Annotated in this window: 18 protein-coding genes; 10 read left to right on the forward strand and 8 right to left on the reverse strand. The window is 70.1% G+C overall.

What is annotated here, in order from left to right; genetic code table 11:
• Nucleotides 1–39: 39 nt before the first annotated feature.
• From ACFFXY_RS12775 to gcvT, 6 genes are all read right to left on the reverse strand, one after another.
• Entirely contained in the window at nucleotides 40–1,158 is a 1,119-nt protein-coding gene (locus ACFFXY_RS12775) for a Gfo/Idh/MocA family protein (RefSeq protein WP_382350761.1), read from the reverse strand.
• Nucleotides 1,155–2,528 (reverse strand): mannitol dehydrogenase family protein, encoded by a 1,374-nt coding sequence (locus tag ACFFXY_RS12780; RefSeq protein ID WP_382350764.1) that lies wholly within the window; start codon nucleotides 2,526–2,528, stop codon nucleotides 1,155–1,157. Before ACFFXY_RS12780 ends, ACFFXY_RS12775 begins: the two co-directional genes overlap by 4 nt.
• Entirely contained in the window at nucleotides 2,516–3,811 is a 1,296-nt protein-coding gene (locus ACFFXY_RS12785; protein WP_382350767.1) for an enolase C-terminal domain-like protein, read from the reverse strand. The genes ACFFXY_RS12780 and ACFFXY_RS12785 overlap by 13 nt, the downstream gene beginning before the upstream one ends.
• Nucleotides 3,812–5,245 (reverse strand): glucuronate isomerase, encoded by a 1,434-nt coding sequence (gene uxaC, locus ACFFXY_RS12790; RefSeq protein ID WP_382350770.1) that lies wholly within the window; start codon nucleotides 5,243–5,245, stop codon nucleotides 3,812–3,814. It abuts the gene before it with no gap.
• Complete coding sequence (locus ACFFXY_RS12795) at nucleotides 5,246–6,562, reverse strand: Gfo/Idh/MocA family oxidoreductase (protein ID WP_382350773.1); 1,317 nt, start codon at nucleotides 6,560–6,562, stop codon at nucleotides 5,246–5,248.
• A 78-nt stretch (nucleotides 6,563–6,640) separates the two neighbouring features.
• Entirely contained in the window at nucleotides 6,641–7,726 is a 1,086-nt protein-coding gene (gene gcvT / locus ACFFXY_RS12800) for a glycine cleavage system aminomethyltransferase GcvT (protein ID WP_382350776.1), read from the reverse strand.
• A 75-nt stretch (nucleotides 7,727–7,801) separates the two neighbouring features.
• Between gcvT and ACFFXY_RS12805 the strand changes: the two genes are divergently transcribed.
• Nucleotides 7,802–9,259 (forward strand): leucyl aminopeptidase, encoded by a 1,458-nt coding sequence (locus ACFFXY_RS12805; RefSeq protein WP_382350779.1) that lies wholly within the window; start codon nucleotides 7,802–7,804, stop codon nucleotides 9,257–9,259.
• Between the two features lie 73 nt (nucleotides 9,260–9,332).
• Here ACFFXY_RS12805 and ACFFXY_RS12810 read toward each other — a convergent pair whose 3' ends face one another.
• Complete coding sequence (locus ACFFXY_RS12810; RefSeq protein WP_382350782.1) at nucleotides 9,333–9,665, reverse strand: oxidoreductase; 333 nt, start codon at nucleotides 9,663–9,665, stop codon at nucleotides 9,333–9,335.
• Between the two features lie 220 nt (nucleotides 9,666–9,885).
• On the opposite strand from ACFFXY_RS12810, the gene lpdA reads away from it, so the two are divergent.
• From lpdA to ACFFXY_RS12845, 7 genes are all read left to right on the forward strand, one after another.
• Nucleotides 9,886–11,274 carry a dihydrolipoyl dehydrogenase gene (gene lpdA / locus ACFFXY_RS12815; RefSeq protein WP_382350785.1) on the forward strand — a complete coding sequence of 463 codons (1,389 nt, stop codon included), beginning with the start codon at nucleotides 9,886–9,888 and terminating at the stop codon, nucleotides 11,272–11,274.
• Nucleotides 11,275–11,301: 27 nt separating this feature from the next.
• On the forward strand, nucleotides 11,302–13,032 hold the full coding sequence (gene sucB, locus ACFFXY_RS12820) for a 2-oxoglutarate dehydrogenase, E2 component, dihydrolipoamide succinyltransferase (protein ID WP_382350788.1): 1,731 nt from the start codon (nucleotides 11,302–11,304) through the stop codon (nucleotides 13,030–13,032).
• Between the two features lie 193 nt (nucleotides 13,033–13,225).
• On the forward strand, nucleotides 13,226–13,657 hold the full coding sequence (locus tag ACFFXY_RS12825) for a hypothetical protein (protein ID WP_382350791.1): 432 nt from the start codon (nucleotides 13,226–13,228) through the stop codon (nucleotides 13,655–13,657).
• 101 nt (nucleotides 13,658–13,758) lie between these two features.
• On the forward strand, nucleotides 13,759–14,727 hold the full coding sequence (locus ACFFXY_RS12830) for a phosphotransferase family protein (RefSeq protein ID WP_382350794.1): 969 nt from the start codon (nucleotides 13,759–13,761) through the stop codon (nucleotides 14,725–14,727).
• Between the two features lie 56 nt (nucleotides 14,728–14,783).
• A complete protein-coding gene (locus tag ACFFXY_RS12835; protein WP_382350796.1) occupies nucleotides 14,784–15,599 on the forward strand; it encodes a class I SAM-dependent methyltransferase in 816 nt (271 codons plus the stop codon).
• 206 nt (nucleotides 15,600–15,805) lie between these two features.
• Nucleotides 15,806–17,437, forward strand: coding sequence for a carbohydrate-binding protein (locus ACFFXY_RS12840; RefSeq protein WP_382350799.1), 1,632 nt, complete (start codon nucleotides 15,806–15,808; stop codon nucleotides 17,435–17,437).
• A gap of 167 nt (nucleotides 17,438–17,604) precedes the next feature.
• A complete protein-coding gene (locus ACFFXY_RS12845) occupies nucleotides 17,605–17,886 on the forward strand; it encodes a hypothetical protein (protein ID WP_382350801.1) in 282 nt (93 codons plus the stop codon).
• A 13-nt stretch (nucleotides 17,887–17,899) separates the two neighbouring features.
• Here ACFFXY_RS12845 and ACFFXY_RS12850 read toward each other — a convergent pair whose 3' ends face one another.
• Complete coding sequence (locus ACFFXY_RS12850; RefSeq protein ID WP_382350804.1) at nucleotides 17,900–18,889, reverse strand: SRA domain-containing endonuclease; 990 nt, start codon at nucleotides 18,887–18,889, stop codon at nucleotides 17,900–17,902.
• Between the two features lie 81 nt (nucleotides 18,890–18,970).
• On the opposite strand from ACFFXY_RS12850, the gene ACFFXY_RS12855 reads away from it, so the two are divergent.
• Both ACFFXY_RS12855 and ACFFXY_RS12860 read left to right on the forward strand, forming a co-directional pair.
• Nucleotides 18,971–20,611 carry an FAD-binding dehydrogenase gene (locus ACFFXY_RS12855; RefSeq protein ID WP_382350807.1) on the forward strand — a complete coding sequence of 547 codons (1,641 nt, stop codon included), beginning with the start codon at nucleotides 18,971–18,973 and terminating at the stop codon, nucleotides 20,609–20,611.
• 568 nt (nucleotides 20,612–21,179) lie between these two features.
• Nucleotides 21,180–23,753 carry a transglycosylase domain-containing protein gene (locus ACFFXY_RS12860; RefSeq protein ID WP_382350809.1) on the forward strand — a complete coding sequence of 858 codons (2,574 nt, stop codon included), beginning with the start codon at nucleotides 21,180–21,182 and terminating at the stop codon, nucleotides 23,751–23,753.
• Nucleotides 23,754–23,803 lie beyond the last annotated feature (50 nt).

Here is a 23,803-nt window from a genome sequence, read left to right on the forward strand (position 1 = left end):
CGCGGGCCCCCGGGATCGTTCCCGGGGGCCCGTTCCCGTTCAGGCCCAGGGGAGGTCGAGCTCGCTGAAGAGCTTGCCCCGGGTGGCGGCGTCGACCACGGCCCGGTCGACGCCCTTGAGGATCGTCACGGGGTCGTCGCCGACGCGTTCGAGGTGCTTCTCGTCCACCAGGCGCGGGACGGGCGAGGTGAGGACCTGCTCCAGGACGCCGGTGAAGGGCTTGGCGCGGCGCAGGCCGGAGATGAGGCCGACGCCGCGGCGGCGGTGGGCCAGGAGGTTGTCGAGGAGGTTCGTGGTGCCGTACTGCTTGGCCTCGGTCTCGCCGGGGAGGCGCAGGAGGTCCTCGCGGAAGCCGTACCAGGCCTCGCCCTCGGTGCCCTTGATGTAGATGTCGCCCTCGACCTTCTCGTCGCCGCAGAGGGTCACGGCGACGGTGATGCGGACGCCGTTCTTGTTCACCGCGCGCCAGGCGGCGGTGTCGTCCACCTGGATCGACTCGCGGGTGCGGAGGCGTTCGAGCTCGACGGGGCCGTGGAGGGGCCAGTCCCCCGCGAGGGCGATGGCCTGCTGGGAGGCGTGGGCCCACGGGTTGGCGAGGGCGCCGTCGGCGACGAGCGTGCCGTTCAGCTCGCGCTTCCCAGCCCAGGCGGAGCGGCGGTAGTAGGAGTCGGGGCGCTGCCAGGACCCGGCGACGCCGATCGACTCGATCTCGCCGAAGCGGCCGGCCTCGATGGCGTCGCGGACGGCGTTGAACGCGTGGGAGCCGAGGGCCTGGAAGCCGACCTGCACGTTGCGGCCGGTCTCGGTCATGACGTCGTAGAGCTTCCGGTACTCGTCGAGGTTGGTGACCGGGGGCTTCTCCAGGTAGATGTCGGCGCCGTGGCGCATCGCGTCGCCCGCGATCGGCAGGTGCGAGGGCGGCGGGGTCGCGATGATGACCACGTCGGGGTCGGTGGCGTCGAGCATCGCCTTGTAGTCGTCGAAGACGGGCGTGTCGCCGATGAGGGCGCCGGGGCGCTCCTGGATCTCGGCGGTGTCGCACATGCCGACGAACGCGAGTTCGCCGCGTTCGACGCGGGGGGCGAGGTTGTGCTCGCGGTGGTGGAGGCCGAAGCCGTTGGCGCCCACGAGGGCGACGCGCGGGATGCTCGTTGTCACAGGTGCTCCAGGGTGGTGGCGACGCCGTGCCGGTCGAGTTCGCGCAGCCATTTGGCGGCGGCCCGGCGCAGCTGGTGGTTGTCGGCGAGGGGTTCGGGGACGACCTGGCGGATGCCGAGGATCGCGTCGATTCTCGCGGCCGGGTTCGGACCGGCGGCGGCGAGGCTCTGGCGCAGCACGTCGCGCAGCGGGTCGTCCAGCGGCAGGTCGGCGCCGTCGTCGGCCTTCCCGGCGCAGAAGCGCGTCCAGGCGGCGAGCGGCAGCGCGATCAGGTCGAGGTCGATCCCGGCGGCGGCGAGGTCGCCGATGGTGGCGAACAGGCGCTGCGGGAGCTTCTGCGAGCCGTCCATGGCGATCTGGATGCAGCGGTGGCGGATGCCGGGGTTCGCGAACCGCTCCAAGACGCTGTCGCCGTACGCGACGGTGTCCTGCCCGTCGGGCGGGGTGAACGAGGGCGCGATCTGCTCGGCGACGAGCCAGCGCGCGAAGTCCTCGGCGCCCGGGAGCGCGAGGGCCTCGGCGACGGTCTCGGTCCCGGCGAGCGCGCCGAGGTACGCGAGGGTGGAGTGGACGCCGTTGAGGGTGCGCAGTTTCAGGCGCTCCCATCCGGCGACGTCGGCGGTGTAGGTGGCGTCCCAGCCGGGGCGGGGCCCGGCGAAGTCGTCCTCGATGACCCACTGGGAGAACGGTTCGGCCTCGACGGCGGCGAGGTCGGTGACGCCGAGGACGCTGAGGGCGCGCTCGTAGGTGGCGCGCGTGGAGGCGGGGACGATGCGGTCGACCATGCTGGAGGGGAACGTCACGTGCGTCTCGGCCCAGGCGCGGGCGGCGTCGCCGAGGAGGGGTTCGACGGCGGCGCGGGTGGTCTTCCCGTTGTCGGGGAGGTTGTCGCAGCACAGGATCGTGAGCGGCGGGCCGTCGTCGGCGGCGCGGCGGGCGATGCCGTCGGCGAGGAGGCCGGGGACGCCGTGCGGGTCGCGGTAGGCCTTCTCGGTGACGGTGAGGGTGACGACGTGCGTGGCGGGGTCGGCGACGAGGCTGACGGCGCGGTCGCGTTCGGTGGCGATGTGGAGGGTGTCCACGATCGATCCGATGACGCGGAGGTCGGCGCCGCTGTCGTTGCCGGAACTGCGGCCGAGGGTGGCGACGGAGTAGAGGCCGTCCTGGGCGGCGAGGGCGTCGATGACGTCGCGGGAGCGCGGGGCGGCGACGGTGACGCCCCAGTCGGTGTCGTCGGTGTAGACGGCTTGGTGGGCGCGGTGGAACGCGCCGGCGCCGAGGTGGAGTATCCCGGAGCGGTCGGGGCGGTCCCCGGGGACGGTGACGTCCCCGGGGAGCCGCTTGAGGACTTCGTCGCTTAGGCGCTCCACGCCGGTCCGTCCGGGTAGGAGAACTCGGCGATGGACTCGGCCTTGAGGGTGACCGAGTAGCCGGGCTGCGTGGGGAGCCGGTAGCGGCCGTCCACGACGGTGACGGGGTCCGTGTAGTGCTCGTGCAGGTGGTCGACGTACTCGATCATGCGTCCCTCCAGGGTCTTCCCGATCCGAAGGTATTCGAACATGCCGAGGTGCTGCACGTATTCGCAGAGTCCGACTCCGCCCGAATGGGGGCATACGTCCACGCCGTGCTTGGCGGCCATGAGGAGGGTGGCGAGGACTTCGGGGATGCCGCCGACGCGGCAGGCATCGATCTGGCAGACCTTGATGGCCTCGGCCTGGAGGAGCTGCTTGAAGATGACTCGGTTGGCGGCGACTTCGCCGGTGGCGACGCGGATCGGGTCGACGGCCTTGGCGATCTTGGCGTGGCCGAGGATGTCGTCGGGGTGGGTGGGCTCCTCGATCCAGTAGGGGTCGAACGCGGCGAGCTGGCGCATGTTGTCGATGGCCTCGGGGACGGACCAGATCTGGTTGGCGTCCATCATGAGGAGCCGGTCGGGGCCGAGGACGTCGCGGATGATGCGGGCGCGGCGCACGTCGTCGGCGACGTCGGGCGAGCCGACTTTCATCTTGGCGGCGGTCCAGCCGTCGGCGACGGCCTGCTCGGTGAGGGCGCGGACCTTGTCGTCGGAGTAGCCGAGCCAGCCGACGGAGGTGGTGTAGGCCGGGAAGCCGTCGTGCTCCAGGACTTTGAGGCGGTCCTCGTAGCCGATGCGGCCTTCGTCGAGGATCGCGACGGCCTCGTCGTAGGTGAGCTCGTCCTCGATGTGGCGGTAGTCGACCTGCGCGGCGAGTTCGGCGGAGTCCATCTCGGCGAGGAGGCGCCACATGGGTTTGCCTTCGAGTTTGGCGCGCAGGTCCCACACGGCGTTGACGATCGCCCCGACGGCCATGTGGGTGGCGCCCTTCTCGGGGCCGAGCCAGCGGATCTGCGGCTCCTGGACGAGGGAGCGGGAGAACTCGACGGGGTTCGCGAAGATCGCTTCGACCGTGCGGCCGACGACGAGGGGCGCGTAGGCCTTGACGGCTTGGACGCAGATCTCGGTGCCGCGGCCGCCGGTGAAGGTGAAGCCGGTGCCGGTGGGGCCGCCGTCGGTGAACAGCTCCACGTAGCAGGCGGAGTAGTCGGCCCGGTTGATCGAGTCCGAGCCGTCGCCTGCGGTCGCGGTCGGGAACCGGACGTCGTGGACTTCGAGGCGTTCGATTCGAGTCGGCACTTACTGTTCCAATCCGTAGATCTTGCGGGGGAGGTGGTAGGCGAGGTCGATCGCCGTTTCGGCGGCCTCTGCGTCGGTCATGCGGTGCTCGGCGACGAGGCGCGCGAGGTAGGAGGCGTCGATGCGGCGGGCCAGGTCGTGGCGGGCCGGGATGGAGCAGAACGCGCGGGTGTCGTCGACGAACCCGGCGGTGTTGTAGAACCCGGCGGTCTCGTGGATCGCCTCCCTGAAGCGGCGCATGCCTTCCGGGGAGTCGAGGAACCACCAGGGGGCGCCCGCGAAGACCGCGGAGTAGCCGCCCGCGAGGGGCGCGATCTCGCGGCTGAAGACCGTCTCGTCCAGGGTGTAGAGGACGATGCGGAAGCGCGGGTGGTTGCCGAAGGCGTTCAGGAGCGGCTTGAGCCCGATCGTGTAATCGTTGGACGAGGGGATGTCGCCGCCGACGTCGCGGCCCCAGCCCTCGTAGAGCCACTTGTTGTGGTTCCGGTCCGCGCCGGGGTGCAGCTGCATGACCAGGCCGTCATCGACGCTCATGCGGGCGAACTCCACGAGCATGAGCGCGGGGAACTCCCACAGCTCACCGAAGTGGGCCTTCCCTTCGAGCGCCTTGTGGAAGATCTTCGCGGCCTTGGCGGGGTCGTCGATCGTGATGGCGGTCCGGTTGCCGTGGTCGGTGCAGGTGGCCCCGGCGGCGATGAAGTCCTGGCGGCGCTTGCGGAGGGCGGTGAGGAATCCGTCGAAGGTGGAGGTGTCCTCGCCGGTGATCTCGCCGAGCCGCTCGACGCGCTCCTTCCAGCCGGGCCAGTCGGGTTCGACCAGGTTGTCGGGCCGGAACGTGGTGACGACCTTGCCTCCAGGCCCGCCCCACTTGCGGCCGCCCGCCCCCGGGAGGGCTTCGAGGGCCGCGTGGGCCTCCAGTGAGTCCACGGGGGACTCGGTGGTGGCGAGGACTTCGATGTTGAACTTGTCGAACAGGGCCCGGGGGCGGAACGCCGGTTCGGCGAGGCGCGCGGAGAGGTGGTCGTAGAACTCGTCGGCGGTGTCGGGGCCGAGGTCCTTGTAGATGCCGAAGACCTCGGCGAACGTGTAGTCGAGCCACAGTTTCGAGGGCGTGCCGCGAAACAGCTTGTAGTGCTCGGCGAAGCGCCGCCAGATCGCGCGGCCGTCTACTTCGGAGGGTTCGCCGGTCGCGGAGGGGACGCCGAGCTCGTCGGGGCGCACGCCTTGCGCGTAGAGCATCCGGGTCAGGTAGTGGTCGGGGACGACGAACAGGCGGGCCGGGTCGGGGAACGGCCGGTTCTCCGACATGAGTCGCGGGTCGACGTGCCCGTGGGGGCTGACCAGCGGCAGGTCCGCGGTGTTGCGGTGGATCTCCCGCGCGATGGCGCGGGTGCGCTCGTCGGCGGGGAAGAGGCGGTCGGGATGGAGCGTCATCTACTCCCCCAGCTTGAAGAGGTCGGAGACGGCAACCGATTGCCCAGTGCGGATCGACTCGTTGGACGCCAGGCCCGCGGCCAGCGCGTTCACGCCGTCCTGCGCGTTCGCGGAGCGGTCGTGCGGGTCGGTGTCGCCGTCGAAGAGGACGCCGAGCATGCGGGTGTCGCCGCCGCCGTGCCCGGCGCGGTTGTACTCGCCGAGGTCGATCTTCTCGGGCTTGGCCCAGAACGGGTGGACCGTGAGCTCGTACCAGCCCTCTTCGGCCGCGGCGTGGGTGCCGTGGATGCTGGCGCCGTTGGGGCCCTTGAGGGCCGGGTTGACGTGGTCGTTCTCCACGACGAGGAGTTCGAGCCGCCCCTGGGTGCCGTTGAAGTGGACCCGGTAGCCCTCCCAGGGCGAGTAGGCGGTGAGCCGGTAGGAGAGCGTCACGCCGGAATCGTAGTCCACCAGGGACATCATGTCGTCGTAGATGGTGATGCCCGGCGCGAACACGGACTGGTCGCGGACGTAGCCGTCCTCGTCCTCGGCGTCGAGGTACAGGGCCTTGAGGGTCGGGTTCTCGGCCATGTGGAGCGCGAACGGGTCGTCCTTCGCGGCCTCGGCGCCGTGGACGCGCGCGTAGCCGAGGTCGTGGCCGTTGACCTTGCCGTTCTCGCCGTAGAACGCGAGCTTGCCCTTGGCGAAGGCGCGCACGGGGGCGGCGTCGAGCCACCAGTTGACGAGGTCGAAGTGGTGGCCGGACTTGTGGACGAGCAGCCCGCCCGAGTTGGCCTCCTCGCGGTGCCACCGGCGGAAGTAGTCCGCGCCGTGGCGGGTGTCGAGGAGCCAGTCGAAGCCCACGGAGGTGATCTCGCCGATCGCGCCCTCGCGCAGGAGCTCGGCGACCTTCTCGTGCAGGGGGTTGTAGCGGTAGTTGAAGGTGACGGTGACCGTCCCGGCCGAGTTGCGCTCGGCTTCGAGGATCTGCGCGGCGTGCTCGGCGGTGGTGGTCAGCGGCTTCTCGGAGATGACGTCCTTGCCCGCGGCGAGCGCGGCGAGGATGTACTCGTGGTGGGTGGCGTCGACCGAGGTGACGATGACGGTGTCGGGGTCGGTCTCGGCGAGGAGGCGCGCGAAGTCCGCGGCGGCGTAGAGCGCCGGGGCGGGCAGGCCCGCCTCGGCGACCGCGGCGGCGTGGTGGGCGATCCGCTTCGGGTTCGTGTCCGCCAGCGCGACGAGCGCGGTCCGGTCACCCCGCTCGATGATGGCCCTGACGTACATCGTGGCGCGCGATCCGGTCCCGACGATGGCATAGCGATGCGGGGTGCCTGACATGTGACTCCTTCGTCTGCGAGGTTCTGGTAAACGCTATCTGAGAACGTCGCGCCAGGCAAGGTCAGGGTTGGTCGCGGTCTATTTGGGAGTGGCTTTCGTGAAGGGGGGCTTGACGACCCGCACCGGCAGGCGCCGCCCGCGGACGTCGAGTTCGAGCTCCGCGCCGGGCTTGTACGCGGCGTCGAGGAGCGCGAGCGCGACCCCCTTCTTCAGGGTCGGCGCGTGGGTGCCGGAGGTGGTCTCGCCGACGACGGCGTCGCCGTCGAGGACGGTCATGTGGGCGCGCGGGACGCCCTTGCCGGTGGCCTCCAGGCCCCACAGGCGGCGGCGCGGCCCGGCGGCCTTCTCGGCGTCGAGGGCGGCCTTGCCCCAGTACTCGGGCTTGTCCCAGCCGACGGCCCAGCCGAGGCGGGCCTGCACGGGGGTGATGTCGAGGCTCAGGTCCTGGCCGTGGAGCGGGTAGCCCATCTCCAGGCGCAGGGTGTCGCGGGCGCCGAGCCCGCACGGGGCGGCCCCGGCGACGAGCATCGCGTCCCACAGGTCACCCGCGGCCTCGTTCGGGACGACCAGCTCGAAGCCGGTCTCGCCGGTGTAGCCGGAGCGGCAGACGATGACGTCGGCGTGGTCCACGAGGCGCTCGCGGAAGCTCATGTAGTCGTGCTCGTGGGGCAGGCCGAGGTATTCGAGGATGCGCGGCGACTCGGGGCCCTGGACGGCGATCACGGCGAAGGACCGGTGCACGTCGCGGACCTCGACGCCCTCGGGGGCCGCGGCGGCGAGACGGCGGGCGACCTCGGCCGTGTTGGCGGCGTTGGGGATCAGGAAGACCTGGTCGTCGCCGAAGCGGTAGGCGATGAGGTCGTCCACGACGCCGCCGGACTCGTCCAGGCACAGCGTGTACTGCGCGCCGCCGGGGCCGATCCGGTCAAGGTCGTTCGCGAGGCAGCGGTTGACGAACGCCGCGGCGCCCTCGCCGGTCACCCAGACCTTGCCGAGGTGCGAGACGTCGAAGACGCCGACCCCGGTGCGCACCGCTTGGTGCTCGGCGAGCACGCCGCTCGGGTACTGGAGGGGCATGTCCCAGCCGGCGAACTCGGCGAACTTGGCGCCGTGTTCGATGTGGCGGGAGTGCAGCGGTGAGGTGAGCAGCGACGGTTCGGACATGGGACAGAGCCTATCGTGCGCGTCCCAGTGGCTAGGATCGGAGCATTTGGTCCCCGAAACAGCTAAGGAACGATCGTGACTGATCTGCTGAGCGCCTCCGGCGACGCCGCGAACGCGGACGTCGAGGTCCTCGTCGTGGGCGTCTTCTCCGGCGAGGACGCGCCCGTGCTCCCCGAGAGCCTCTCCGGCGTCGACGCCGAGTTCGACGGGCGCCTCGCCGCGCAGCTCGCGGCCCTCGGGAACACCGGGGCCGCCGGGTCGCTCACCCGCCTGCCCGCGCCCGAGGGTCTCCACGCGGGCCTGGTGTACGCGGTGGGCCTGGGCGACGCCGACGACCTCGACGACGAGACGCTGCGCCGGGCCGCGGGCACCGCCGTGCGAGCCGCGTTCGGGAAGGCCACCGTCGCGATCGCGTTCGAGGGCGACCCGGAGGCGACGGCCACCGGCGCGGTCCTCGGCGCGTACAAGTACGAGGGCTTCAAGACCGACGGCGGCGGCGACGCGGCCCCCGAGTCGATCGCGGTCTACGGCGCGTCCGAGGCGGCCGCGGCGCGGGCGCGGGTCCTCGGCGAGAGCGTCGCCCTCGTCAAGGACTGGGTGTCCTCCCCCGCGAACCTGCTGCGCCCGCCGACGTTCGCCGTCGAGATCGAGCAGGCCGCCGTCGCGGCGGGCCTGGAGGTCGAGATCCTCGACGCCGAGGCGCTCTCGGCGGGCGGCTACGGCGGCGTGCTCGCCGTCGGCGGCGGGTCGGCCGCGGAGCCGCGCCTGGTGCGGCTGTCGTACCGGCCCGAGGGCGCGCGCAAGCACATCGCGCTCGTCGGCAAGGGCATCACGTTCGACTCCGGCGGCTACTCGATCAAGCCGGCCGCGGGCATGTGGGAGATGAAGTACGACATGGCCGGGGCCGCGGCCGTCGTCGGCGCGACCGTCGCCGCCGCGAAGCTGGGCCTGAACGTGAACGTGACGTGCACCGTCGCGCTCGCGGAGAACCTCGTCTCCGGCTCGGCCTACCGCCCCTCCGACGTGCTCACCATCCGCAACGGCATGACCGTCGAGGTCCTCAACACCGACGCCGAGGGCCGCCTGGTCCTCGCCGACGCGCTCTCGCGGGCCGTCGAGGACGAGCCCGACGCGGTCTACGACGTCGCCACCCTCACCGGCGGGCAGCTCATCGCGCTCGGCCGCCGCACCATGGGCCTGATGGGCACCGACTCTGAGACCGAGCGGGTCCGCCGCATCGGCGAGGAGACCGGCGAGCACGGCTGGCCCATGCCCTTCCCCGACGACATCGTCAAGCTCATGGAGTCCTCGATCGCCGACGTCTCGCAGTGCGCGGCGGGCCTCAAGCGCGACGGGCACATGATCCAGGGCGGGATCTTCCTGTCGAAGTTCGTGCCCGAGGAGATCCCGTGGGCGCACCTCGACATCGCGGGCCCCGCCGACTCGGACTCGGCGCACGGGTACACGGCGAAGGGCGCGACCGGGGTGCCGGTGCGCACGCTCGTGGCGCTCCTGGAGGAGCACGCCGCCTAGTTCACCGTCAGATGGCGGGACAGTGCGCGAGAATTCACGAACGGCCGGTCCGCGAGGGTCGGCCGTTCCGCGTCTACTGGCGGCGCTGCCGCTCCAGCTTCTTGCGGGCGTCGTAGTCCCGCTTGCGCTGGGGGTAGCCGACCTTCGCGACCTCGTACACCGGCACGTTGTGCTTGCGGCCCAGGGCGAACGCGCCCGCGGGGCCGTCGACGCGGCGCCGCGTCCACTCGCCGTCGTGCGCGATGAGCATGACCGTGGTCTCCGTGACGGTGGTCTTCGGCTCGACGTACGCCTCGACGCCGGTGCGCGTGCCGATGAACTCGACCAGGTGGCGCTGGTCGCCGTTGTCCGAGGCGCGGTCCAGTGTCCCGTCGCCCTGCTTCTTCTTCCGTCCGAACCAGCCCACGACCGCTCCTCACGCACCCGCCGATGTCGACTTTCAAGCGTACACATGCGCTATGACGCCTGTGTCCAGCCGCACACGAACTTGACTTTCCGAAGCTCCCAGCAAGCGGTTGAATGGTGTTGCACACTCCAAGCACCGGGTCTGGGCGACCACGAGTACCGGCCGGTGGAAGGATGGGCAGCGAACCTAAGCATCCGTTAAGTGGCAAGTGGGGAGAGCAATGAGCGACCCGAACGCAGGATACGACGTCGTCATCCTGGGCGGCGGCAGCGGCGGCTACGCGGCGGCGTTCCGCTCCGCTGAGCTGGGCCTGAAGGTGGCCCTCATCGAGAAGGACAAGGTCGGCGGCACCTGCCTGCACCGCGGCTGCATCCCCACCAAGGCGCTCCTCCACGCCGGCGAGGTCGCCGACACCGCCCGCGAGTCCGAGCAGTTCGGCATCCTCGCGGAGTTCAAGGGCGTCGACATGCCCGCGGTGAAGAAGTACAAGGACGACGTCGTCTCCAAGCTGTACAAGGGCCTCCAGGGCCTGGTCAAGGCCCACAAGGTCGACTTCATCCAGGGCACCGGCAAGCTCGTCGGCCCGAACGCGGTCCAGGTCGACGGCGGGCAGACCGTCACCGGCAAGCACGTGATCCTCGCGACCGGCTCGTACTCCAAGACCCTCCCCGGCCTTGAGATCGACGGCGAGAAGATCATCGCCTCCGAGCACGCGCTGGAGCTCACCGAGCTGCCGAACAAGGCCATCGTCATCGGCGGCGGCGTCATCGGCGTCGAGTTCGCTTCCGCCTGGAAGTCCCTGGGCGTCGAGGTCGAGATCATCGAGGGCCTCCCCCGCCTCATCGCGGCCGAGGACGCCGACTCCTCCAAGCAGCTGGAGCGCGCGTTCCGCAAGCGCGGCATCAAGTTCCACACCGGCAAGTTCTTCGAGAAGGTCGAGAGGACCGCCTCGGGCGTCCAGGTGACCATCCAGGGCGGCACCGTCGTCGAAGGCGACCTCGTGCTCGTGGCCGTCGGCCGCGGCCCGGTCACCGCCGACCTCGGCTACGAGGAGCAGGGCATCGCCCTCGACCGCGGCTTCGTCCCGGTCGACGAGCACCTCCAGACCGCGGTCCCCGGCGTCTACGCCGTCGGCGACATCGTCCCCGGCATCCAGCTCGCCCACCGCGGCTTCCTCCAGGGCATCTTCGTCGCCGAGCACATCGCGGGCCTGAACCCGGCCGTCATCGACGAGACCGGCATCCCGCGCGTCACCTTCACCGAGCCCGAGGTGGCCTCCATGGGCCTCAACGAGGACAAGGCCAAGGAGAAGTACGGCGCCGACAAGATCAAGTCGGTCAACTACAACCTCGCGGGCAACGGCAAGTCGAACATCCTCAAGACCCAGGGCTTCGTCAAGCTCGTCGCGGTCGAGGACGGCCCGATCGTCGGCGTCCACATGGTCGGCGCGCGCATCTCCGAGCAGATCGGTGAAGCGGAGCTGATCTACAACTGGGAGGCGTACGCGAACGACGTCGCCCAGCTGATCCACATGCACCCCACCCAGAACGAGGCGATCGGCGAAGCGGCGATGCTGCTGGCCGGCAAGCCGCTGCACGCCCACGACTAATCCACAACCGCAGGAGTTGAACGAACGATGCCGACATCGGTAACGATGCCCGCTCTCGGTGAGTCGGTCACCGAGGGCACTGTCACCCAGTGGCTCAAGAAGGAAGGCGACACCGTCGAGGTCGACGAGCCGCTCCTGGAGGTCTCGACCGACAAGGTCGACACCGAGGTTCCTTCCCCGGTTGCCGGCGTGCTGCTGAAGATCGTGGTCCCCGAGGACACCGACGTCGAGGTCGGCGGCGAGCTCGCCATCATCGGCGACCCGTCCGAGGCCGGGGACGCCCCCGCGGCCCCCGCGCCCGCGCCCGCCCAGGAGCCGCTCCCCGAGCCCGAGGCCCCCAAGGCCGAGGCCGCTCCGGCCCCCGCCGCCGAGCCCGCCGCGGCCCCGGCTCCGGCCGCCGCCGCGTCCGGCACCGAGGTGAAGCTCCCCGAGCTGGGCGAGTCCGTCACCGAGGGCACCGTGACCACTTGGCTCAAGGCCGTCGGCGACACCGTCGAGGTCGACGAACCGCTGCTGGAGATCTCGACCGACAAGGTCGACACGGAGATCCCGTCCCCGGCCGCCGGGACGCTGCTGGAGATCCGCGTCGCCGAGGACGAGACCACCGAGGTCGGTTCCGTCCTGGCGATCATCGGCTCCGGCGACGCCGCTGCCGCCGCCCCGGCCCCGGCCGCCGAGCCGACCCCGGCCGTGAAGTCCGAGCCGGAGCCCGCTCCGGCCCCGGCGCAGGCCGAGTCCACGCCGACCGCCCCGGCCCCGGCCGCCCCCGAGGTCGCCGAGGCCCCGGTCGCGGCCGCCGCCGCTCCGGCCGCCGCGCCGTCCGCGTCGAAGCCCTCGGGCTCCTATGTGACGCCGCTGGTGCGCAAGCTCGCCGCCGACAACGGGGTGGACCTCGCGTCCGTCTCCGGGTCCGGTGTGGGCGGACGCATCCGCAAGGAGGACGTCCAGGCGCTCATCGACGCCAAGAAGGTCGAGGCCCCCGCGGCCGCTGCCGCCCCGGCGAAGGCCGCTCCGGCCCCCGCCGAGGTCAGCCCGCTGCGCGGCCGCACCGAGAAGATGTCGCGCCTGCGCCAGGCCGCCGCCAAGGCGCTGCTCCAGTCGATGCAGACCACGGCGCAGCTCACCACGGTGCGCGAAGTGGACGTCACGAAGGTGGCGAAGCTCCGCGCGGCCAAGAAGGACGAGTTCCTCGCCCGCCACGGCGTGAAGCTCTCCTTCCTGCCGTTCTTCTCGATCGCCGCGATCGAGGCGCTCCAGCAGTACCCGGTCGTCAACGCCACCATGAACATGGAGGAGAAGACGATCACCTACCCCGAGGCCGAGCACGTTGGCTTCGCGGTGGACACGCCCAAGGGCCTCATCGTCCCGGTCGTCAAGAACGCCGGCGACCTGAACATCCCGGGCCTGGCCAAGCGGATCGCCGAGATCGCCAAGAAGGCCCGCGACGGCGGCCTCGCGCCCGACGACCTGTTCGGCGCGACGTTCACCATCACCAACACCGGCTCGGTCGGCGCGCTGTTCGACACGCCGATCGTCCCCGTCGGGCAGTCCGCGATCCTCGGCACCGCCGCGATCGTCAAGCGCCCCCGCGTGATCAACGACCCCGAGCTGGGCGAAGTGATCGCGGTGCGCTCGGTCATGCACCTGACGCTGAGCTACGACCACCGCCTGATCGACGGCGCCGACGCGGCCCGCTACCTCGAAGCGGTCACCAAGCGCATCGAAGAAGGCAACTTCGAGCACCAGCTCGGCCTGTAAGAACGCTGCAACGGGGGCGCGGCGGGATCACTCCCGCCGCGCCCCTTGGCGTTTCAGGAGTTACCCGCGAGGAACATGACCCATCCGCAAGTTTCCTCCCCAAACCGCGTCGATTACCCGTAACCGGAATCTCGTGTCTTCGTTGTTCCTACAACCCACCTTTTGTGACCCCACGCGGAAGTTAGGAACTCGAATGTCGATCGAGTACAACGAACTCCTCGCCATGCTGATGGAGACCCGCCCCGAATTCGCCACGGACCTGTACCAGTTCACCGACGGCCCCGACCTCCCCGACTACGACCACATCGCCGTCAGCCGCAGGACCCTCACCCTTCCCGAGCAGCCGGGCCGCCTGCGCGTGTGCGTGGCCGCGGCCTACTCCAAGGACGGCGAGCGCGTCATCGCGCTCCTCTTCGACGCCGTCCTCGAACCCGATCCGGCGCAGGCGGACTCGTGGCTCCAGTTCATGACCGACGCGCAGCGCGCGCTCAGCTGCATGGTGGCGTTCGTGGTCCTGTGCCGCGACGCCCGCACCGCCAAGTGGGCCCTCACCCGAAGTGAGGTCGGCGACATCGGCTGCTATGTACTGCCCGTGGTCATTCCCTCATTGCTCGCGAGCGCCTAGAATAGACCCGGCCCTCGCTGCCGCCCCCACCACGGCCGCGAGGGCCGCTTCATGCGCCAAAACCGATTGCGGGCCTGGTGAACAGCGGTCAGACTCTCCACATGTCCCGATTCGGCGAGACCGTCCCGTACGACCGCACCGCCATCCGCACCGGCTGGGAGGCCCTCCCGGAAGCCGTGCGCGCCACCGTGGTCAAGGAGCTCGGCGGCCCGCCCGCCGACATCCGCATGGCCGGCGGCGGCTTCAGCGGCGGCTTCGCCGCCCGCCTGCGCACCGACTCCGGCGCCGAGCTCTTCGTCAAGGCCGCGGGCGCCGACCGCTCCTGGGCCCTCGCCGCCTACCGCCAGGAGGCCCGCGTCAACACGGCCCTCCCCGCCGAGGTCCCCGCCCCCCGGCTCGAATTCGCCGCCGACCTGGACGACTGGACCGTCCTCGGCTTCGAGTGCGTCGAGGGCAAGGCCCCGACGTTCCCCATGGTCCCCGGGGACCTCGACCTGATGCTGGAGGCGTGGGCCAAGGCGGCGGAGGCCCTGACTCCGGCCCCGCAGGCCCTGCTGGACCTGGGCGTCAGGGCCGACCCGATCGACGGGAAGCTCCGCCAGTTCACAGGAGTGGCGGAGGGCGCCCAGGAGCGCTTCTTCGTCCCGGGACCCCTGGAGCATCGGCTCGCTGAACTGGTCGAGCTGGAATCGGGCATCGACAAGGCGATGGAGTCCGACGCCGCCATGCACTTCGACCTGCGCCCGGACAACATGATCGTGGGCGCGTCCCAGGCATGGATCTGCGACTGGAACTGGGTCCAGGTCCACTCCCCCTGGTTCGACACCGCCTGCTTCCTCGTCGCCGCCCACGGCGACGGCCACGACGCCGACGCCCTCTTCTGGGCCCACCCCACCGCCGCCGGCGTCGCCCCCGACCAGTTGGACACCGCCCTCGCCTCCATCACCGGCTACTACCTCGGCGAGTCCGCCCTCCCTCCGATCCCCGACGTCTCCCCCTACCTCCGCCCCCACCAACGCTGGAGCGGCCTCGCAGCGGCCGACTGGCTCGCCCAGCGGCGCGGATGGTGACCATATGGTGAAATCCTTCTCCCACTGATTGATACGGCGGAGGTAGTCTCTGCGCCATGGCACACGAGACTGCGAAGTACATCCACGGTCACCACGAATCGGTCCTGCGCTCGCACGCGTGGCGCACCGCCGAGAACTCGGCGGCGTACCTGCTGCCGTACCTCAAGACCGACCACGTGATCCTCGACATCGGCTGCGGGCCCGGCACGATCACCGCGGACTTCGCCGAGATCGCCCATGACGGGCGCGTGACCGGGGTGGACTACGTCGCGGACGTCCTCGCGAAGGCCGAGGCCGCGGCGGCCGAGCGCGGGCTCACCAACGCCGTGTTCGAGCAGGCCGACGTCCACGGCCTCCGGTTCGCCGACGACACGTTCGACGTCGTCCACGCGCACCAGGTGCTCCAGCACGTGAGCGACCCCGTCCAGGCGCTGCGCGAGATGCGCCGCGTCGCGAAGCCCGGCGGGCTGATCGCGGTGCGCGACAGCGACTACGCGGCGTTCACCTGGTTCCCCGGGTCCGAGGGGCTCACCGCGTGGCTCGACCTGTACGAGACGGTCGCCCGCGCGGGCGGCGGCGAGCCCGACGCGGGCCGGCGCCTCAAGTCCTGGGCCCTCAAGGCCGGGTTCCCCGAGACGGCGATCGAGGCGACCTCCTCCACCTGGACCTTCTCCGACGAGCCGGACCGGGCCTGGTGGGGCGGCCTCTGGGCCGACCGCAGCCTCCACTCCGACTTCGCCAAGCAGGCCCTCGACGGCGGCCACGCGAACGCCGAAGACCTCCAGGCGATCTCCGAGGCGTGGAAGGCCTGGGGCGCCTCCGAGGAGTCGTGGCTGATGATCCCCCACGGCGAGCTCCTCTGCCGCGCCTGACTCCCCCGACGGGCCCGGACGCCTCACGGCGTCCGGGCCTTTCGCGTCCGCCGAGGAGCTACCGGCGGGTACCTGAGCCAGCGCGAACCTCCTCGGACACAAGGGACGAAAGAGGGTCAGATTTTTCTATATAGAAACTTTACAATCTATTAATTTGCTCCTAGGCTGGGCGCGTGGCCACACCACAGTTCTCATCGACCTTTCGCATGACCTGCGAGAAAGGCATGAACATGAGTCCTCGAAGGAGCATCGCCGCCGTCGCGGCGGCGGTGCTGACCGGAAGCGGAGCGCTCATCCTCAGCGCACCGTTCACCGCCAACGCACAGACCCCTCCCCCCTCGCCCAACGTCGACCCCGCCGTGCTCGCCGCGATGGAGACCGACCTCGGCCTCACCACCGAAGCAGCCCTCGAACGCCTCGCGGCCGAGGACGCGGCGGTCGAGATCGAACACCTCGCCACCGTGCGGCTCGGCGCCGACTACGCGGGCACCTGGATCGACGCCGACGGACAGATCGTCGTCGCCGCCACCGAACCCTTCGCCACGACCCTCGACGCAGCGGGCTACGAGGCCGCGGTCGTCGAGCGCTCCACCGCGGACCTGTCGGCCCTGGCGGCCGACGTGACCGCCGCGGTCGAGGCCCTCGCCGCCGAGGAGGTCTACAGCTGGTACGTCGACCTCCCCGCCAACCGGATCGCCATCGTCGCCTCCGACGCCGAAGCGGCCGAACGGGTCGCGGAGGAGGCGGGTCTCGACGCGGACGCCTGGAGCGTCTCGGTCGAGGCCGAGCAGCCGATCCCCTACCAGGGGTCGATCCGCGGCGGCGACGCCTACAACATCGCCGGGCAGTCCCGCTGCTCCGTCGGCTTCTCCGCCACCCATCCGACGTACGGGCAGGGGTTCGTCACCGCGGGCCACTGCGACATCGGGTCCGGCCAGATCACCGGCGGCACCGGCGCGGGCGGGCAGTTCCGCCTCTCGCAGTTCCCCGGCGAGGACTGGGCGTGGGTCCAGGCCGGGACCGGCTGGCAGGTCTCCCCGAACGTCAACCGCTACGACAACACCAACGTCCAGGTCGCGAACGCCACCGAAGCGGTCGTCGGCGCCTCTGTGTGCCGGTCCGGTTCGACCACGGGCTGGTACTGCGGCGTCATCGAGGCCAAGGGCGTGCAGATCAGCTACCCCGAGGGCTCGCTCTCGGGCATGACCCGCACGACCGTCTGCGCCGAGCCGGGCGACTCCGGCGGCTCGTACATCTCCGGCAGCAGCGCGCAGGGCATCACGTCCGGCGGCGCGGGCACCTGCCCGAGCGGCTGGACCGTGTTCGAGCCGCTGAACCGGGCCCTCCAGCGCACCGGCGCGACCCTCACCACCACGGGCGGCACCCAGCCCGGCTTCACCATGTCGGTCTCCCCCGGCACCGCCACGGTCCGGCCGGGCCAGTCCGCCACCGCCACCGTCGCCACCCAGACGACCTCCGGCAGCGCCCAGTCGGTGAACCTCACCGTCACCGGCGCCCCCACCGGCGTCCAGGCCGCGGTCACCCCGAGCCAGGTCACCACCGGCGGCTCGGCGACCCTGACCCTCAACGTGGCGGCCACGGCCGCCACGGGAACCCACACGATCACCGTCACCGCCCAGGGGACGGTGACCCGCACGGCGACCTTCACCCTCGTCATCGGCGACGGCGGAGGAAGCGGCACCTGGAGCGCCGGCACCGCGTACGCCGTCGGCGCGCTCGTCACCTACAACGGCGTCGGCTACCGCTGCGTCATCGCCCACACGTCCCAGTCCACCTGGACCCCGGACGTGACCCCGGCCTTGTGGGCCCGAACCTGACCTGACCGCTCCTGAAACCAGGGCCCGAGGCGACGATCGCGCCTCGGGCCCTGTCCCTTTGCGACCCGCGTCACTCGACAGCGAGAACTGTCGGTGGTCGCCTCTACACTTTCCGCGACATCGATCCTTCGACGACCTCGCCACTACCAGCGACGCAGGAGACGCCAATGTCGACACCAGAACTCGACGACCTCGCCGACGCGATCACCACCCTCGCCGGCGCCCGCCACCGCATCCCGCTCCCCCTCCTCCTCCGCGAGACCGCCCTCAACATCCTCATCCTCTCCCGCATCGCCTCCAACCGCCTCCCCGACAAGCTCCGCAAAGAAGACATCGAAACCGCAGCAGACCACCTGGTAACCCAACTACGCCACGCAGCCTGGGAACTCCCCCCGCCCCCACCGCTCGATTCCCCGTCACCTCCAGACCCCGCTCCACCACCGCAGTGACGAGGCATGGGTTTTAGGTCAGACTGGCCGGCCAGCCGATGAATGCGGCGCCCTGTTCATAGACGAGTCCAATGCCGACTTCCTTGAGAAGTTGCTGAAGGTCTTCGAGCGGGGCTTCCGGCAATAGAACTGCCAGGGTTGGTCTGGGCTCGATGGATCGTTGATAGTCGAGAAGTTGGCCGATAGCCATCCTGATCGAGTTGCGGTCTGCCTGACCCTTGGCCTCATAGAGAACATGGTCGGTGACATCAAAGATGTCCGTCTGGAAGCCCGATCGGATCCCGGCCGGACTGACCAGCCATCGCTTTGCCTCGTGGCTCTGGCTTTCAAGGAAGGCCTTGAACCGGTCAACCAAGGCACCTTCCCGGCGCTCGAACACTGCTTCAGCGGAGGGGTTCCGCACGAAGGTGATGCCTGAGTTTCGTTCCGTTTCAATCAGGCGGCTCGTGGCTGGATCCTGGATCTCGTGGACTGGCTCGTCATGAACCTCGGTGTACGTCGCCTGAACGGGCACCGTCATGTAGTCAATCGAAGGTTTCTTGATGGAGTTGACAGCTCGCAGTCGGAACACGATGACCGTCCGGCTATTGCCATCCTTGTCCGGGGAGGTGCGGGTGAAGTATGGCTTCACCGGGTCAATCTCGAACTGACCCACATACTGATGGAGCCGGGTGTCGCTGCCCTTGAGCTTGCCAACGGCCCAGAACAAATGCAGAGCCCGGCCATCTTTCACATGGTTCAGGATTGCTTTGTTGCCATTTGTCATCTTCTGGGGGCCAGTCCGTCCCTCACCTGTGTAGTGAAACAGGGGCCCATGATCGTCCTCGATCGCGAAGCTGTCGAAATAGCCGTTGGCCTCGCCTTTCGACGCGTCCGAGTACAGCAAGACGTTCGGAGTGGTGTTCGAGGGGACAATCCCGCTGTACAGCGCGCCCCCGAAGATTTTGGAGAGTTCTATTCGAGTGAAGGTCTGACCTGGGGCGAGCTTATTGTCCTCTGTCATCGAGTGCCGTAACCTCCTGGAACAGGGCCGTAAGGGGATGCTCCAGCTTAGGGCACCAGAGCGATCGAGAGGATTCGGACGATGGACAGTGACGTCGTTGTCGTCGGGGGTGGTTTGGCGGGGTTGGTGGCTGCCTCGGAGTTGGTGGGGCTTGGGAAGAGTGTGACGCTGGTTGATCAGGAGGGCGGGCAGTCGCTTGGGGGGCAGGCGTTCTGGTCGTTCGGGGGGTTGTTCCTGGTGGACTCGCCGGAGCAGCGGTTCATGGGGATCAAGGACTCGCATGAGCTGGCGTGGCAGGACTGGGTGGGGACGGCGGGGTTCGATCGGGACGAGGACGCGTGGCCGCGGCAGTGGGCCGAGGCGTATGTGGAGTTCGCGTCCGGGGAGAAGCGGGCGTGGCTGCACTCGCTGGGGGTGCGGTTCTTCCCGGTGGTGGGGTGGGCCGAGCGGGGCGGGTACACCGCGCAGGGGCACGGGAACTCGGTGCCGCGGTTCCACATCACCTGGGGGACGGGGCCGGGGATCATCGCGCCGTTCGTGCGGCAGGTCGAGGAGGCCGCGCGGGACGGGCGCCTGAAGCTGCGGTTCCGGCACCGGGTGGACCGGCTGGACATGACGGACGGGCGGGTCACCGGGGTGTCCGGGACCTTGCTGTCACCGGACGAGTCGGCCCGCGGGGTGTCGACGAGCCGGGAGGCGCTCGGGGAGTTCTCGATCAGCGCGGGGGCGGTGCTCATCGCCTCGGGCGGGATCGGCGGGAACTTCGACCTGGTGCGGGCCAACTGGCCCGAGCGGCTCGGGAAGGCGCCGAAGCGGCTCATCTCCGGGGTGCCCGCGCACGTGGACGGGCGGATGCTCGGGATCGCCGAGGACGCCGGGGCGGACCTGATCAACCGGGACCGCATGTGGCACTACACCGAGGGCATCGAGAACTGGGACCCGATCTGGCCCCACCACGGCATCCGGATCCTCCCCGGGCCCTCGTCGCTGTGGCTGGACGCGACCGGGAAGCGGCTGCCCGCTCCTTACTTCCCCGGGTTCGACACGCTCGGGACGCTGGAGCACATCATGACGACCGGGCACGAGTACACGTGGTTCGTGCTCACGCAGAAGATCCTGGAGAAGGAGTTCGCCCTCTCCGGGTCGGAGCAGAACCCCGACCTCACCGGGAAGGACGTGAAGCTGCTGCTCAAGCGGGTCCTGCCGGGCGCGCCGGGGCCGGTGGAGGCGTTCAAGAAGCACGGGGCGGACTTCGCGGTCGCCCAGACGCTGCCGGAGCTGGTGGCGAAGATGAACGCGATCACCGGGGAGGGCCTGCTGGAGTACGAGACCGTGCGGGCCGCGGTCGAGGCGCGGGACGCCGAGATGGGGAACAAGTTCACGAAGGACTTGCAGGTCACGGCGTTGCGGGGCGCAAGGAACTACCGGGGCGACAAGCTCATCCGGGTCGCCTCGCCGCACCGGCTGCTGGACCCCAAGGCCGGGCCGCTGATCGGGGTGCGGCTGAACCTGCTCACCCGGAAGACCCTCGGCGGGCTGCACACCGACCTCGACGGGCGGGTGCTGCGAGGCGACGGGACGCCGCTGCCGGGTCTGTTCGCGGCCGGGGAGGCCGCCGGGTTCGGCGGGGGCGGGATGCACGGGTACCGGTCGCTGGAGGGGACGTTCCTGGGCGGGTGCCTGTTCTCGGGACGCCAGGCCGCGAGGGGCGCCGCCCGGTAACGGGTGAAATAAGTCACGGGAGCGGGCGTCCGTGAACGCATGGGGTGTCCGGAATGTCGGCGCGGGTGCCCGGACCAGGCACGGTGGGACGGAAGGAGAGTCGCACCGGCGGTCTAAGGTGGGCGATAAGCGGTGTTCCTCACCCGCGAATCCGAGCACTCCTCGCCTACCGGGCGTGGTCCGCTAGCATCCAAGGTTCTGCGGGTGCCGGCCGGACCCACCACCCTTCGGCAGCGCTCGCCGAAGCCGGCTCGGACCGCGCGTCGAGGACCGGCACCTCACAACTCGTGGATGGTTGAGCATGAGCGACGTTTACCGCCCCGCCCAAGGCCCCTCGGCCGGACCTCCCGGATCTCCCGCAGGGCCTCCGGCAGGGCCGCGACCCGGCTTCCAGGCGAGCCCGCCACCCGGGCTCCCGCCGGGACACGGCGCACCGCCGCCTCCGATGGGCCCGCCCGCGGGCCCGCCGCCCGGACCGCCCGCAGGCGCCCCCGGTCACGGCCCCGTTCCCGGACCCGGCCCCGTCCCCGCCGCGGCGGGACGCGCGGGCGTCGGCCGCGCCTCGGTCGTGGGCGCCGCCAGGCCGAAGTCCGGCCCCGGCACTCCCCCGCCCGGCGGCAAGAAGCGCAAGAAGAAGATCTCCGTGCGCCGCCGCCGCGTCTACGCGGCCCTCATCATGGTCTGCCTGATGATGCTCGGCGCGGTGACGGTGGCCGGCTCCTGGTTCTTCCAGAACGTGCCCGCCCCGAAGGACCTCAAGTTCGGCGAGTCCACCTCGATCACCTACTCGGACGGCACGCTCATCGCCGGGTACGGCGAGTACACCCGCAAGCTCGTCGACTCCTACGACAAGCTGCCCCCGCAGGTCGTCTGGTCGCTGCTGGCCCTGGAGGACAAGGACTTCTTCGAGCACGACGGCGTCGACTACAAGGGCACCATGCGCGCCCTGGTCAACAACGTCACCGGCGGCGACACCCAGGGCGCGTCCACGATCAGCCAGCAGTACGCGGGCATGGTCATGGACATCCGCGACGACCTCTCTTACGGCCGCAAGGCCAAAGAGGCCGTCATGGCCATGAAGCTGGAGCAGCAGTACTCCAAGGAGGAGATCCTGCTGCACTACCTGAACCTGAACTTCTACGGCCGCGGCAGCTACGGCATCGCCGCCGCCTCCGAGGTCTGGTTCGGCGTGCCGCTTGAAGAGCTCACCTGGGGCCAGGCCACCATGCTCACCATGCAGGTCAAGGCCGGCGACGGCTCCTTCGACCCGCTGCTGGCCGCCGAGGGCAGCACCGCGCCGCTCGACCGGTGGACGCACGGCATGGAGTCCCTGCTGACCATGACCGGCGAGGGCGAGCTCAGCGACGAGGACGTCGCCGCGGTCCAGGCCGAACTGGACGCCGGGATGCCCGAGACCCGTGCGGCCCTGGAGAACCCGGGCACGTGGGGCCACAACGTCGCGACGGGCTTCATCACCAACCCCAACGACGGCTACATCTGGGACGAGCTGGAGAGCCGCTACGGGCTCACCCAGAACGACTTCTACGGCAAGGACGCGAACACCGGCGGCTACACCGTGCAGCTCACCCTCGACCCGCAGATCCAGGAGCTCGCGAAGTCGACCGCCAGCCGCGGCGAGCTCAAACGCGTCACCGACGACGACGGCAACTACCTCAACGCCGACGGCGAGGTCGTCACCGACATCAACGAGGCCGAGGTGTACGTCAACGGCGACGGCTTCTTCGAGTTCACGAACTCCAACGACGACGCCGCCCTCGCCGACCAGAACAAGTCGATGGCCGACGCCGTCGTCGCCGTCGAGCCCGGCACCGGCCGGGTCCTCGGCTACTACGGCGGCGAGAACGGCCTCGGCGTCGACAAGGCCGGCATGGAGAACCCGCACCCGCCGTCCTCGACGTTCAAGATGATCACCGCCGCGACGGCCATCGAGAACGGCGCCTCCATCGACTCCTGGTGGAACTCGGACTCGCCGCGCGAGTTCGACACCATGGAGGGCATCGGCGACGGCACCATCTCGAACGCGGGCCGCAACGAGAACACCGACATGACCCTCACCGAGGCGGTCCGCAACTCCCGCAACACGCCCATGTACGCGATCGCCGAGAAGTACGGCGCCACCGCGATCCTGGAGAACGCCATCCAGATGGGCCTGCGGACCATGAGCCAGAACGAGGACGGCGTCTCCGTCACGTACCGGTTCTACATCGAGGGCGACGGCACGATCACCTACACGCGCCACGGCACCAAGGAGAACGAGGACGGCTCCTTCGTGACGGACTCGAACGGCAACGTCGACCCGCTCGCGCCGCTCGACGAGGTCGACGCGAACGGCGTGCCCGTGCGCACCCCGCTCGACCTGGACTCGCCGAACTCGCCGTTCTACTACCACATCGCGTTCGGGCAGTACCCGACCTCGGTGCTGGACATGGCGTCGGTGTACGCGACCATCGCGAACGACGGCACCTACAACGAGACCCACTTCGTGGAGAAGGTCCTCGACCGCAACGGCAACGAGGTCCCGCCGGTCCGCGAGCTGGAGGAGACCGCGGCCCTGGACGCGAGCATCGCCCGCAACCTCCAGTGGGTCGGTTCCGAGATCGACGGCGACGGCGGCGCGATCGACCGCCCCTACACCGGCAAGACCGGTACGTGGGAGGCCACCGCCGACGGCTACGAGAACGCCAACGCCCACACCTGGTACGTCGGCGCCATCCCGCAGCTGAGCATCGCCGCGTGGGTCGGCAACGCGACCGCCGAGTCGGCGCCGCTGCTGAACAAGGACGGCGGCACCGACAACGTCTTCGGTGGCACCCTGAGCTATCCCGTGTGGAAGCAGTTCATGGAGGGGGCCATCGACGCGAAGGGGTACGAGACCGAGAACTGGACCGAGGCCGAGAAGGTCGGGTCCGCGATCATCGACGACATCCTCAACGACCAGGGCATGGTCGACGCGGACAGTCCGTTCTGCCAGCGCAACCCGGCCGACACGCACTGCGCCTCGCCGACGCCGCCCGGAGGCGGCGGGGACGAGGAGTGCACGCCGATCATGGAGTGGCTGGGCCAGTGCACGACCGAGGGCGGCGGGAACGGCAACGGCGGCGGCCGCGGCAACGACGATTAAGACGGGGTGAGGCAGGCCCGGCGGGATTCCCGCCGGGCCTGCCTCGCATT

It is taken from the genome of Glycomyces mayteni, assembly GCF_042428885.1.
In the GTDB taxonomy this organism is placed as follows: domain Bacteria; phylum Actinomycetota; class Actinomycetes; order Mycobacteriales; family Micromonosporaceae; genus Glycomyces; species Glycomyces mayteni.